General features: G+C 64.9%; 15 protein-coding genes. 1 reads left to right on the top strand and 14 read right to left on the bottom strand.

Features of this window, described 5'->3' with window-relative positions; genetic code table 11:
- Positions 1-27 precede the first annotated feature (27 nt).
- The 9 genes from Q1A71_RS18085 to ruvC form a co-directional block, all read right to left on the bottom strand.
- Complete coding sequence (locus Q1A71_RS18085; protein WP_299679634.1) at positions 28-1,161, bottom strand: energy transducer TonB; 1,134 nt, start codon at positions 1,159-1,161, stop codon at positions 28-30.
- Between the two features lie 9 nt (positions 1,162-1,170).
- A complete protein-coding gene (gene tolR, locus Q1A71_RS18080) occupies positions 1,171-1,647 on the bottom strand; it encodes a protein TolR (protein WP_299679632.1) in 477 nt (158 codons plus the stop codon).
- Between the two features lie 3 nt (positions 1,648-1,650).
- Complete coding sequence (tolQ, locus tag Q1A71_RS18075) at positions 1,651-2,346, bottom strand: protein TolQ (RefSeq protein ID WP_299679630.1); 696 nt, start codon at positions 2,344-2,346, stop codon at positions 1,651-1,653.
- A gap of 100 nt (positions 2,347-2,446) precedes the next feature.
- Positions 2,447-2,848, bottom strand: coding sequence for a tol-pal system-associated acyl-CoA thioesterase (gene ybgC, locus Q1A71_RS18070; RefSeq protein WP_299679627.1), 402 nt, complete (start codon positions 2,846-2,848; stop codon positions 2,447-2,449).
- Complete coding sequence (locus Q1A71_RS18065) at positions 2,845-3,201, bottom strand: hypothetical protein (RefSeq protein ID WP_299679624.1); 357 nt, start codon at positions 3,199-3,201, stop codon at positions 2,845-2,847. The genes ybgC and Q1A71_RS18065 overlap by 4 nt, the downstream gene beginning before the upstream one ends.
- Positions 3,198-3,821 (bottom strand): hypothetical protein, encoded by a 624-nt coding sequence (locus tag Q1A71_RS18060; protein ID WP_299679621.1) that lies wholly within the window; start codon positions 3,819-3,821, stop codon positions 3,198-3,200. Before Q1A71_RS18060 ends, Q1A71_RS18065 begins: the two co-directional genes overlap by 4 nt.
- Before the next feature lie 36 nt (positions 3,822-3,857).
- Positions 3,858-4,877, bottom strand: coding sequence for a Holliday junction branch migration DNA helicase RuvB (gene ruvB, locus Q1A71_RS18055; protein WP_299679618.1), 1,020 nt, complete (start codon positions 4,875-4,877; stop codon positions 3,858-3,860).
- Between the two features lie 27 nt (positions 4,878-4,904).
- On the bottom strand, positions 4,905-5,567 hold the full coding sequence (gene ruvA / locus Q1A71_RS18050) for a Holliday junction branch migration protein RuvA (protein ID WP_299679615.1): 663 nt from the start codon (positions 5,565-5,567) through the stop codon (positions 4,905-4,907).
- A complete protein-coding gene (gene ruvC, locus Q1A71_RS18045; RefSeq protein WP_299679612.1) occupies positions 5,564-6,067 on the bottom strand; it encodes a crossover junction endodeoxyribonuclease RuvC in 504 nt (167 codons plus the stop codon). Before ruvC ends, ruvA begins: the two co-directional genes overlap by 4 nt.
- A 332-nt stretch (positions 6,068-6,399) precedes the next feature.
- Between ruvC and Q1A71_RS18040 the strand changes: the two genes are divergently transcribed.
- A complete protein-coding gene (locus Q1A71_RS18040) occupies positions 6,400-6,618 on the top strand; it encodes a DUF1127 domain-containing protein (protein WP_299679609.1) in 219 nt (72 codons plus the stop codon).
- Positions 6,619-6,745: 127 nt separating this feature from the next.
- Here Q1A71_RS18040 and Q1A71_RS18035 read toward each other — a convergent pair whose 3' ends face one another.
- From Q1A71_RS18035 to Q1A71_RS18015, 5 genes are all read right to left on the bottom strand, one after another.
- The gene (locus Q1A71_RS18035) at positions 6,746-7,087 is read right to left on the bottom strand and encodes a hypothetical protein (protein ID WP_299679606.1); all 342 of its coding nucleotides are present in this window, start codon (positions 7,085-7,087) and stop codon (positions 6,746-6,748) included.
- Positions 7,088-7,189: 102 nt separating this feature from the next.
- Complete coding sequence (locus Q1A71_RS18030) at positions 7,190-8,065, bottom strand: 50S ribosomal protein L11 methyltransferase (RefSeq protein ID WP_299679603.1); 876 nt, start codon at positions 8,063-8,065, stop codon at positions 7,190-7,192.
- Positions 8,065-9,456: an MATE family efflux transporter gene (locus Q1A71_RS18025; protein ID WP_299679600.1), complete on the bottom strand. Its 1,392-nt coding sequence runs from the start codon at positions 9,454-9,456 to the stop codon at positions 8,065-8,067. The genes Q1A71_RS18030 and Q1A71_RS18025 overlap by 1 nt, the downstream gene beginning before the upstream one ends.
- A complete protein-coding gene (locus tag Q1A71_RS18020) occupies positions 9,453-10,685 on the bottom strand; it encodes an MFS transporter (RefSeq protein ID WP_299679597.1) in 1,233 nt (410 codons plus the stop codon). The genes Q1A71_RS18025 and Q1A71_RS18020 overlap by 4 nt, the downstream gene beginning before the upstream one ends.
- A gap of 132 nt (positions 10,686-10,817) precedes the next feature.
- On the bottom strand, positions 10,818-13,016 hold the full coding sequence (locus Q1A71_RS18015; protein ID WP_299679892.1) for a primosomal protein N': 2,199 nt from the start codon (positions 13,014-13,016) through the stop codon (positions 10,818-10,820).
- Positions 13,017-13,035: the final 19 nt, after the last annotated feature.

Here is a 13,035-nt window from a genome sequence, read left to right as displayed (position 1 = left end):
CGACACTCAATACCAATCCTGAAATCTTCATTTGATACGCATCCTTTCGGGATTAAACGTCATCTCAATATCCTGCCACTGACTGTATTTATCCACGGGCAAATCGAAACCGCGCGCGCCACAGCGGATGATCGCGCGACGCGCGGCCTCAAAGGCCTGCCGAGCCGCCTGTTCGGTGCCACCCGAGCTTGACGTCATCCGGATGGAGGAGGTCACCGGCTTGCCATCCTGGCTCATCGCGACGCTGACCACGACAGTGGTATTCAGCGCATCGGTCGAAAGCGATCCCACGTTCCAGCAAGCCTGCACGGCGACACGCAGCGCGTCCTTCTCGCCCGCCGTCAGCGGCGGGCCTTGCGGCCTGCTGGGCGCGCTGGAGGGTGTCTCCTGCCCGCTCAACGCTTCCGCCAGTGCTGCGGCCACCGGATCATCGGATTCGGGCTCCGGTTCTTCAGCGGCAGGCGGCGTCGGCTCTTCGCTTTCAGCGGGTTGCGCGGCTTCGACCGGCGCCTCGGGACGGCGGGCGGGCGGGCGGATCGACCTCGTGAGCGCGGCACTGGGGCGTTCAGCTTCCGTCACAATCTCCGTCGCGGCCGCCTCCGGTGCCGTGGCCTCGGCAGGCTCCTGCGGCGTCTCCCCCGCCTCATCCGCCACAACCGCCTCCTGCTCCACCGGATCGGGCAGCGCCTCGGGGTCCGGCTGTGCGACCGCTTCCGGCGCCACGCGCTCCGCCGCCTCCGGGACCGGCGTATCGCTGATCTCGGGCACCAGCACGGCCACATCAGCTGGTGGCTCGGGCAGCACCGGGGCCTCGTCACTCACATCCGCCTGCGGCAGCGGCTCGATCTGCGACACGTCCGGCGCGTCCTCAACGCTCGGCGTCTCGGCAGGCGCCGGCACGGATTGATCATTCGCCGTGTCCTCGGAGACCGAAATCTCCGGCGCATCAGGCGTCACCTCCGGGCTGGAGGGCTGCGCCACCTCCGTGGTCGACTGCGGCGCTTGGCCTTGCGCCACCAGCGCCGCATACTCCGCGCCCGAGATCACCGAGACGGGCGTCGCCTCAAACGGCAAGGGCTCCGCGGCAAAGACATTGCCAAAGATCAGGAGGCCAATCAGCGCCGTGTGACCCGCCCCTGAGATATAATGGCCGATATGCACCGCCGCGCCCTACTGGTCCTGTCCGTCCAGCGTCGGCCCACCGATGTCCGTGACCAGCCCGATGTTGGCAAACCCGCCGGCATTGAGCGCGCCCATCACCTCCATCACCTGCGCATAAGGCACGGCGCCATCGGCACGCAGGAAAATCTGGTCTGTGGTGCGTTCGGCAGCAATGGCGCGCAGTTTCGGCACCAGCTCATTGCGGGCTGTATCGGTGGTCTGGATCTGCACCGCGCCCTCGGCGGTGATGGTGATGGTCAGTGGCTCTTCCTGATCGGTGGGCAGCGCACCTGCAGCTGTTTTCGGTAGCTCCACCGGCACACCAACGGTCAGCAAGGGCGCTGCTACCATGAAGATGATCAGCAGCACCAGCATGACGTCCACAAAGGGCGTGACGTTGATCTCGGACATCGGTGCCGCCTTGGCCCGCCCACGCCTGCGGCGCCGCGTCCCCTCGCCCTGACCTGGAATGATCCCCGCACCCATGGCTCACCCGTCCAACTGGCGGCTGAGGATGGTCGCGAATTCATCCGCGAAGGCCTCATAGCCTGACAGGATCTTATCACAATCTGCACTGAGCTTGTTGTAAAAGATCACCGCCGGAATCGCCGCGAGCAGCCCCAAACCGGTGGCCAGCAGCGCCTCGGCAATACCGGGTGCCACGACCGCGAGATTGGTGTTCTGCTGCTCGGCAATCTCAATGAACGCGTTCATAATCCCGATGACCGTCCCAAAAAGCCCGATAAACGGCGTCGACGAGCCCACCGTCGCCAGCACCGTCAGCCCACCACGTAGATAATCCGCCTCCTTGTTGATCGCCACATCCATGGAGCGATCAATCCGCGAGGTCGCGCCAGCAATCAGCCCGCCGTCATCCCGGTGCGAGCGCCGCCACTCGGTCATCCCGGCGGCAAAGATCTTCTCCGAACTGCCAGAGGGTGCCGGGCCAACCGTCTCAAACAGCCCGTCCAGCGGCTCACCCGACCAGAACTCCCGGTCAAAGGCCTCCGCCTCGGCGCGCGCCCGCCGGTAGACCAAGAGCTTCATCACGATGATCGACCAGGACCAGAAGGAGGCCACGATCAACATGATCATCACAATCTTGACGATGAGGGTGGCGCGCATAAACAGCCCCCAGAATGAGAAATCAATCTCATGCGCCAGTGCCAGCGTGTCTGCTTCCATGATGCCTGCTCTTTACTATTCACCGCTCGCGGGTCGTTTGGCCGACCTCGATTTCATGCGATTCTATCGAAGAACACTGCAGATTGCTATCACTATGCTGTCATGACGCAGGGGGTGTGGACAGTAAGCGGAGTTCTGCTGGAAGCCGCGCGGGCTTTCCGCGCGCCCCGATGCAGGCAATCGTGACCTCAGCCGCGAAGAGGATCTCCGCACCACGAAACACTTTCTGGACCATGATCATGCGCGCAGGTGTGAGCTTGCTGAGCGTCGTCTCCACCTCCAGCAAATCGTCAAACCGCGCCGGCTGGATATAGTCCGCCTCCACCCGCCGCACGGCAAACACCACGCCCTCGGCCTTCATCGCCAGCTGATCGATCCCGATCTCGCGCACCCAGTCGCTGCGCGCCCGCTCGATGTACCGCAGGTAATTCGCGTAATAGACAATGCCCGCCATGTCGGTGTCTTCATAATAGACGCGAATGGGAAAGCGGTGCGTGCTCATGTTGCCCGCTCCCGCGCACCCCAAACGCGCATCAGCACCATCGCCGCGCACGGCAGCGCAACCGTCCGAGCGATATCCATGACGCTCTCACCAACCCGCCACAGACCAAGATTCACAAGATTGTCGCGCCGATCCAGCGCCTCCATCCCAAGCCCCAGCAGCAACGCGGCAGCAAACGCACGCGGGGGTGCCAGGCGACGCGGCCGAACCAGCGCAGCCGCCACCAGGAGCACGCCACCCAGCACCACATGCAAAACGGTGCGGCTGACCGGAACGAGAGCCCCGAACCAGAGCTTGAAGGCCTGGTAGGTCGAGGTCTCCGGGGCCATCTCTCCGAAGATCTCCGGGCTCATTGCATCTGCCCCACCCGCGCTGCCAGCCGCAGCGCATGGCTCGCATCCTGCGCCGCATTGGGCATCACCGGGTCATAGGCCGCGCGAATGAGCGCGGAAATCTCCGGCCGCAGAATGGTCTTGTCGCCGGCCACAGCCAGAGGCGAACGCTCCCGGAACGCCGTGTCGGACCAGAGCAGCACCGACTGCACGATCTGGCTCAGGGCCAAGGTCTCCGCGGGCACCGCACTCAGGTGCTCATCCATGCGCAGGAAGACAAAGCACGCCTTGATCGCCCCATCCGCATCGAAATGAAACACCCGGTACTGGTTCGCGTCTGCCGCCTTCAGCCGCTCGACCAAAGGCCGCAGATCGAGGATCAACCGGTCGAGGCCGGGCACCTCCGGCAGCTCATCCCAGTCGGAGAAGAAAAACACCATCAGGTTGCTGCCCAGCTCCGGATCAGTCTCGGCCATCTTGTGGCCCGACAGCACCATCACCGCCTCCAGCGCGCCCTTGACCACACTCAGCGTTTCGTCGCTGACCCCAAAGACCACCGGCGCAATCGGGCGCCCCCAACGCGCAAAGGAAAACGCTCCGCTCTCCCGCGTGAACAGCGCCTCGACCTCAGCCGCGTCCATCTTCATTCTTCCACAAATACTCCAAATTCAGAGCCCTCACTCAAAGAGATCCGTCTGACCTCGAGGCACCTCGAGCCCCAGATGCGCCCACCCCTTTTGCGCCAGCATCCGCCCGCGCGGCGTGCGCTGGATAAGCCCCTGCTGCAGCAAGAAGGGCTCGATCACCTCCTCAAGGGAATCCCGGCTCTCCGACAGCGCCGCGCTCAACGTCTCGATGCCCACCGGCCCGCCACCATAGTTCTCCGCCATCAACAGCAGATACCGCCGGTCCGCGCCATCGAGCCCGAGATGATCCACGCCAAGCCGCGTCAGCGCCATATCCGCCAGATCGCGCGTCACCGTCCCGTCGCCGTCCACCACGGCAAAATCCACCACCCGGCGCAACAGCCGCCCCGCAATCCGCGGCGTCCCCCGCGCCCGCCGCGCAATCTCCCGCGCGCCCCCCTCATCCGCAGGCGCGCCCAGCTTGCGTGCATTGCGCTCCACGATGATGAACAGCTCATCCTCCGTGTAGAATTGCAGCCGTGTCGGAATCCCAAACCGGTCCCGCAGGGGCGTCGTCAACAACCCCATCCGTGTGGTTGCGCCCACCAGCGTAAAGGGCTGCAACTCGATCCGCACCGTGCGCGCCGCCGGCCCTTCGCCAATGACGAGATCCAGCTCGAAGTCCTCCAGCGCGGGATAAAGCACCTCCTCCACCGCCGGGTTCAGCCGGTGAATCTCATCAATGAAAAGCACATCACGCGGCTCCAGATTGGTCAGGATCGCCGCCAGATCCCCCGCCTTGGCCAGCACCGGCCCAGAGGTCATGCGAAACCCCACGCCCAGTTCGCGCGCCATGATCTGCGCCAGCGTCGTCTTGCCCAGTCCCGGTGGCCCATGAAACAACGTGTGATCCATCGCCTCACCGCGTTGGCGGGCCGATTGGATAAATACCCGCAGATTGGCCCGCGCCTCCGCCTGCCCCACAAACTCATCCAGCACCTGTGGGCGCAAGGCCCGGTCCTGATCCTCGGGCAGGGGGTCCGCCCGCACGGTGGGGTCAACATCGCTCATCGCCACTCCTGCCACACGCGCCGCACCCTAACCCTTGGGCGCCAGCAGTTTCAACGCCGCACGGATCAGCGTCGCCGCATCCGCCTCCGGTGCATCCCCCGCCGCCTGTGCGACCGCACCCGCAGCATCGCCGGGGCTGTAGCCCAGATTGCCCAAAGCCGAGAGCGCATCGGCCTGAGCTGAGGCAGGCGCCTGCGCAGCAGGGGCCGCTGGCGCGGGGGTCTCGATGACCTCCGCGCCAGCCCTCCCCCCGGTCACCGCCGCGACCGTGCCGCCCATGGCCATGACCCCCGGCGCCTTGTCTTTCAGATCCAGCACCACGCGCTGCGCGATCTTGGGGCCTACCCCCTTCGCCGCCTTCACCGCATTCCAGTCCCCAAGCGCAATTGCCCGGCTGACCCCGTCCGCCCCAAGCGTGCCCAAAATGGCGAGCGAGGCCTTGGCCCCCACCCCCTGCACCGAAGTGAGCAGCCGGTGCCACTCCTTCTCCATCAGTGTGGGAAAGCCGAACAGCTGCATCAGGTCTTCGCGCACCACCAGATCGGTGAAGAGCGCCACGATTTCGCCCACCCCCGGCAAACCCGCCAGCGTCCGATCCGAGCAATAGACCAGATAGCCCACACCTCGCACATCGATCAGCACATGATCGGCGGCCCGGTACTCGATGCGGCCGGTGATCTTGCCGATCATGCGCGCGCCCTGTCGATGGCAGCTCCCAGCGCGCCGGCGCCGTGATGCGCATGGCAGATCGCAATCGCCAGCGCATCCGCCGCATCCGGCCCCGCGATCTCCGCGCCCGGCAGTTGAAGCTGCACCATGTGCAAGACCTGCCGCTTGTCCGCGTGCCCCACGCCCACGACGGTTTTCTTCACCGAATTCGGCGCATACTCACCCACCGGCAACCCCGCCTGCGCCGGCACCAGCATCGCGATCCCCCGCGCCTGGCCCAGCTTCAGCGTCCCTGCACCGTCCTTGTTCACGAAGGTCTGCTCGATCGCCGCCTGGTCGGGCGCAAATTGCGCCACGATGTCGCTCAATTGCCGATGAAGAGAAAGAAGACGCGCCGCCAGATCAGCGCCGCTCGACCGGCAGAGCCCATTTGCAATATGGGAGAGGCGATTCCCCGACGTCTCGATCACCCCCCAACCAAGGGTCCGCAACCCCGGATCTATGCCGATAATCCGCGTCATAGCCTCTGCCTGTAAATTTTGTATCGTTTTTTATGCATTAGCACGAAAGGCGAACATCCGCCAAGGGCTTCCTGCGAGGTCGACCGCGCGGGCCTCCCAAGCCGTTCGCGGTGCAAACCGGGATCAAATGCGTCATTTCGCGGTCTGTTTTCGACCCTTCGTGAAACTGATTTTCTTTTTATTTACTATGCGTTAACCGACGTCTCAACCCATGCGCCCGGCGCATATCGACCATGCGTTTTCACATCTTGCCCAAAAATCAGGCAGCTCATATCTGCGGCTCACAACACACCGGCACGACCGGTTCACCCTCTGATAAATGGACGGCTTCAATGGCTACTTTTGACACTTCCCGCACCACCTACGGCTCCGCATCCGTTGCAAGCCGCTTCTTCACCATGATCAGCGCAACCGTGGCCTCGGTCATCGCATGGAACGACGCACGCGTCACCCGGAACGCGCTTGCCGCACTCACCGACCGTGAGCTCGAGGATATTGGTCTGAGCCGCTCGGACATCGACGCGGTCGCCGACAGCAACATCATCCGCTGACCCGCCCACTCACGCGACATCGAAAAACCGCGTCTCCTTGCGAGGGGACGCGGTTTTTTACCTGTGAACGCCAGCAGATGGGCGTTCGTTCACACACCCCGGACAGAGCCTTGCCTGCCCGTACAGATTACGGCAGCGCCTTGATCATCATCTCCACGAGACCGCGCGAGATCAGATCGGGCTGCATGACCCAGGCCGCCGCCCGTTCCGGCGCAGGTCCACCGCGCAACGCCTCGATACGGCTCTCATACGTCGCCAGGCCGGTCGACAGGATCAGCAGGGATTTGAAGAGCAGGGCACCAACCACCGCAAAGACAATCACCCGCAGTCGGATCGGCAGCCGAAGCCGTTTCGGCGCAACGGTGATCAGCCCATCCGGGCCAATCCGGGCCGTATAGCCGCGCGCCATCCTCTTGTGCTTCTCGCTCAGCACGGCACGCCGTTTTTCAAATTGAGCGTAATCGGTCACCACACTCTCCTGAAGATCAGGCCCCCACCGATCCGTTCAAATGTGCTGATAAATCACTTAAAATTCAAGATAACCGGTCTCATTATGGCGGAAATGAGGCAATTAAGGCAATTCTCTACTCAGGGTAAGTGTGGTCCAATCAACAATCTCTTCGCGATGCTCCAGATTGATGCCATGGCGTGCATAGACGGCAACCACCTCCTCCGCCTGCTCATTCAGCACTCCGGAGAGAATGGCGCGCCCGCCCGGCTGCAGATGCCGCGCCATGTCGGGCGCCAGCGCGACCAGCGGGCCCTTCAGGATATTCGCAAAGACGAGGTCGAACGGACTGGCGGCCTGCAGGTCCGGATGGTCGAACCCCGCCGCCTCGACGCAACGCACCCGCCCCTGCAGACCATTGGCAGCCACATTGCTGCGCGCGACCTCCACCGCGACTTCGTCAATATCACTCGCCAGGACCGGCTTGGGCCAGATGCGCGCCGCCGCCATGGCCAGCACCGCAGTGCCACACCCGATGTCGGCCACGGCCTGCCCGATGACACCGCGCTCGGCCAGGCGATCCAGCGCACGCAGGCAGCCCAGCGTGGTGCCATGGTGCCCGGTGCCGAAGGCCATGGCGGCTTCAATCAGCAACGGCTCGGCCCCGTCCGGCACCTTGTCGGCATCGTGGCTGCCGTAAACAAAGAACCGGCCCGCCGCGACCGGCACCAACTCCCGTCGCACATGCGCCACCCAATCTGTCTCGGGCAGTTCCGAGATCACAAAGGGCTTGGCTCCCATGGCCACGGCCAACACGGTCAGCGCGGTTTCATCGGGGGGCTCCGTGAAATAGCCGCCCACCTCCCAGAGCCCCGAGCCATCCTCCATTTCGAAGACGCCCACGCCGGTCGGTTCCGGGTCGAGCCGCTCCATCGCGCCGCCCAGTGTTTCGGCAGCGGCTTTGCCGGGCAGGGTCGTCAGGGCGGTGTAGGTGGGCATCAGCGTCTCCGGTAGCGGTCGGGGTTCGGGTAGGGCCGCGCCGGCGGAAGGTCAAGCGTCTCGGGCGGCACGGGCCTCAGCCCCTGCACGAAACGCCAGCCCCAGAGCGCCGAGAGCCCGCCAACCAGCGCCCCCGCTGCCGCCTGCCCATAGATGACACCCGGCGCGCCATAAAAGCTCGCGAGCGCTGCGGCGGCGGGCCAGCTCAAGGCACCGTCCTTGATCCAGTTCACGACGGTCGACCGGCCTGGCGTGCCCAGGCTGTTGAAGGCTGCGTTCGAGACAAAGAGCGCGCCAATGAACATGAACCCGCCCACACCGACGGTGCTGAAGGCCCAGAGCACCTCCGCTCCCTGCCCGCTCAGCCCGAAGGCGGCAATCACGTAAGGCGTGGCCAGAAGCAGCACACCCCAGGTGACAGCGGTGTAGATCCCGCAAAAGATCAGCGCGTCCCGATAGGTGCTGCGCAACCGGTCGCACTGCCCGGCGCCGTAATTCTGCCCGAAAATCCCGCCGATGGCCCCCGAGAGTGCGAAAATCCCGCCGAAGGCCACCACTGTCAAACGCCCGACCACCGCCCAGGCCGCCACCGCATCATCGCCGAACGGTGCCATGACGATGGTGAGAAAGTAGTTGCCCGCCGGCGTCGCCATCTGCGTGGCGATGGCCGGCAGCGCGACGATCATGTAGGGGCGCAGCACCTCCCGTACCATTGTCAGATCGGGCATCGCGATCAACCGATGCTGGTAGGCCGCGAAGAAGAGGCCCAGCCCCATCAGCGCAAGGCGAAAGGCGACCAGACCGATCGCCGCCCCATCAATGCCAAGGCCCATCCACAGGATCAGCACCGGATCGACCAGCATCAGGAGCGATCCCGACAGCAGCGTGATATACATCGCCTTCGCTCCCAGACCCTCTGCCCGCAGGGCACCGGAGGCAACCATCCCCACCGCCATGAACGGCAGCGAGGGGATCGTCATCGCCAGATAGCGCGCCGCCAGACGCGCGGTCTCGCCGCTCGCCCCCGCAAGCGCCACCAGATCGTGGCGAAAGATGACGATGAGCGTGGCCAGCAGCGCCTGAACGGCCACGGCAATCGCGATGGCAGCACCTGCCTGGCGCTGCGCCACCTCGCGCCTGCCCGCGCCGATACTGCGCGAGATCAGCGCCGTGGCCGCGATCATCAGCCCGACGGCAGAGGAGACCGAGAAGAACTGAATCGCATAGGCAAACCCGATGGCCGCCACCAGCGACGGATCGCCCAGCTGTGAAATCCACAGCAGGTTGGCTGCATCGACAAGGAAGACGAAGGTGATGCCCATCGCGCCTGTGGCGGTCATCCGCACCACATGGCCCATGGTCGACCCGGTCAGGAACCGTCCGCCGCTCATTCCGCGGGCGCAGCCACCGGACGGGCAAAGATGGTCTCATGCCCCTTCTCTGGGTGCCGCGGGATCATCAGCGCCAGAACCAGTGATACCCCGGCCATCCCCGCGGCAAGAAAGAAAACGGCCGCCGGTGATGCCAACCACAACAGCCCCAGCAGCACCGGCAGGAAGACCGCCGCGATGTGATTGATGGTGAAGGCCACGGCTGCGGTCGGCGCGATATCCCCCGGGTCGGCGATCTTCTGGAAATAGGTCTTCAGCGCCAGCGCCAGACCAAAGAAGATATGATCGAGCACATAGAGCGTCGCCGCAATCGCGACGCCCCAGCCAAAGTAATAGACCCCGCCATAGGACAGAAACACCAGGATCAGACCGATGTATTCAAAGCCCAGCGTCCGGCGCTCCCCGAAATGGCCCACCGCACGCCCGAGCAGCGGCGCCACCAGCATGTTGATCACCAGGTTGATCAGGTAGAGCAACGTGATCTCGTGCACCTGATAGCCGAATTTCTCGACCATCATGAACCCGGCAAAGACCACGAAGATCTGCCGCCGCGCGCCCGACATGAATTGCAGCGCGTAATAGAGCCAATAGCGCCGGCGCAGCACCATCTTCTTAATCTGTGGATTGGGCGCCTCGAACTGCGGGTAGGCGAGCATGGCAAAGACCGCGATCAGCACCGTGACCCCGCCACCGGCCATATAGACGGTGTTATAGGTCAGCTGCAGCGTGTCCCACAGCAGCATGATGACCAGATAGGCCACCAGCGTCGCCCCCGACCCCGCAGCCAGCAACCAGCCCAGCATCTGTGGCGCGCGCTCCTTGCTCAGCCATTGCAGCTGCAGCGACTGGTTCACGGTCTCGTAATAGTGAAAGCCGATCGAGCTCAGCATGGTGATCATCAGGATGCCCCCCATCGAGGGGAACCAGGCCGTGACCGCCGTCGCCACCCCCAGCAGCACCAGCGAGACCAGCGCCAGCACCTGTTCGCGGACAAAGATGATGATCGCAATCACCCCAACGGCCAGAAACCCGGGGATCTCGCGCACGGTGTGCAGCAAACCGATGTCGCCGCCGTCGAAGTTGGCTGCCTCGATGACGAAGTTGTTGAGCAGCGCAGACCAGGTGTTGAAGGCAATCGGCATCGCCAGCGCCATCAGAAAGAGCAGCGCGACGGGACGCCGCCACAGCGGCAGGCGCTTGGCGGCGGCAAGGGGAACGATCTGTGCCATGATCGACCCATAGGCTTTTTGACCCAGCTTGGCGAGCCACAATAGCGCACAGCATCTGTTCGCCTGCCTCAGCCTCAGTCCTTTGACCGGCAAAGATCTCCTGACGCTGCAGACGGGTTGACCAAAAGGGCCTCAGTAGAAACTCTGCGGGTCGATATCGACCGCCAGCCGCAGATCGCCCTTCAGTCGCAGTTGCTCCACCCAGTGGGCCAGCGCCTTTTGCAGCGGCGCCGACTTCTCCGCCTTGACCAGCAGCCGCACCCGATGCCGTCCGCGCACCCGCGCAATCGGCGCCGGCGCCGGGCCGAACACCTGCGCGCCGATAGCCCGTAAAGGACCATCCTGCCGCGCCAGCAGATTGCCCGCATCAAACACCTGTGCCACATCCGTCCCGCTCAGGATGATCCCGGCCATGCGCCCGTAAGGCGGCACGCCCGCCGCCTCGCGTTCGCGCGCCTCCGCCGCCCAGAACCGCTCCTCGTCACCCGCCAGAATGGCGCGGATCACCGGATGCTCCGGCTGATAGGTCTGCATCAGCGCCGCACCCGGCGCCTCGGCCCGCCCGGCGCGCCCCGCGACCTGCCGCATCAGCTGGAACGTCCGCTCCGCCGCGCGCAGGTCCGAGCCCTGCAGCCCGAGATCCGCATCGATCACGCCCACCAGCGTCAGTTTCGGAAAGTTATGGCCCTTGGCCACCAGCTGCGTCCCGATGATCACATCCGCCGCCCCGTCGGCGATCCCTTCGATCTCGGCCTTCAGCGCGCGGGCCGAGCCGTACATGTCCGAACTCAGAGTCGCGATCCGCGCCTCCGGAAACAGCGCGGCCGCCTCCTCGCCCAAGCGCTCCACACCAGGACCCACCGCCGCCAGTTTGCCCTCCACCTCGCAAGCCGGACATACCTGTGGCATCGGCGTCGTCTCGCCGCATTGGTGGCACATGAGCCGCTTCAAAAACCGATGTTCCACCATCCGCGCATCGCAATGATCACAGCCAATCTGGTGCCCACAAGCCCGGCAGAGTGTGATCGGCGCATAGCCGCGCCGGTTGATGAATAAAAGCGCCTGTTCGTCCCGGTCCAGGCGCGCCTCCACCTCACGCTGCAAGACCTCGGAAATCCAGCGATCCGACGGCAGCTGCTCCGCCCGCATGTCGATCGCCCGCATCTCGGGCAGGACCGCCGGGCCGAACCGCGCGGTCAGCTCCAGCCGCTTGTACTTGCCCGCTTCCGCATTGGCCCAGCTTTCCAGAGAGGGCGTCGCCGAGGCCAGCACCACCTGCGCGCCGCAGATCGAGGCCCGCAGCACCGCCATATCGCGGGCATTATAGAGCACTCCTTCCTCCTGCTTGTAGGAGGTGTCATGCTCCTCATCGACGACGATCAGGCCGAGGTTCCGGAACGGCAGAAACAGCGCCGAGCGCGCGCCGATCACCAGTTGCGCGTCCCCCTGCCCGACCATGCGCCAGATGCGCCGCCGTTCGGTCATCGTCGCACCCGAGTGCCACTCGGCGGGCTTTGCGCCAAACCGCGCCTGCACCCGGGTCAAAAATTCCGCTGTCAGCGCGATCTCGGGCAAGAGCACCAGCGCCTGCCGCCCGGCGGCAAGCGCCGCTGCCACCGCCTCCAGATACACTTCCGTCTTGCCAGAGCCCGTGACTCCGCGCAGCAGCGTGGTGCCATAGCGCTCTGACCGCACCGCCTCTGCCAGTTGCGCCGCTCCCCCCGCCTGATCCTCCGTCAGCGCCTTGCCGGGCAGCGACGGATCAAGCCGGGGATAAGGCAGATCACGCGGGCTTTCCTCCTCGACCACGGCATTCTGCGCCACCAGGCCCTTCACCACAGACGTCCCGACCCCCGCCATCTCGGCCAGCTCTTTCAGCGTGAACGAGAGGTCCCCATAATCCGACAGCGCCGCCAACACCTTGCGCCGCGCCGCTGTCATCTTGTCGGGGTCCGACGGCCCGCGACGATAGATCTTGCGCATCGACGGCGGATCGCCCAGCCCTGGCGCGCGCGTAGCGAGCCGCAGCATCGCAGGCATCGGGGTCAGCGTGTACTCCGCCGCGCGCTCCAGAAAGCTGCGCATCTCCGCCCGCATCGGCGCTGCCTCCAGCACCCGATACACCGCCCGGATCTTCGACAGATCGTAATCCCCGCGCCCCGGCCCCCAGACCACTCCAATCACCTTGCGCGGGCCCAGCGGCACCTCGACGAAGGCGCCCAAAGGGCAGCCACCTTCCGGCGCGCGATAGTCCAGCGCCCGCCCCAGAGGCTGCGTTGTCAGCACAGCGATCAGACCGCCCTCGTCGTAGAATTCCGGCAGGCGCAACAGGCTCACTCTCAAAATATGC

It is taken from the genome of uncultured Roseobacter sp. (genome assembly GCF_947493125.1).
Classification (GTDB): domain Bacteria; phylum Pseudomonadota; class Alphaproteobacteria; order Rhodobacterales; family Rhodobacteraceae; genus Roseobacter.
Note: the sequence above shows the minus strand (reverse complement) of the source record. Positions and strands in the feature narration are given on the sequence as shown.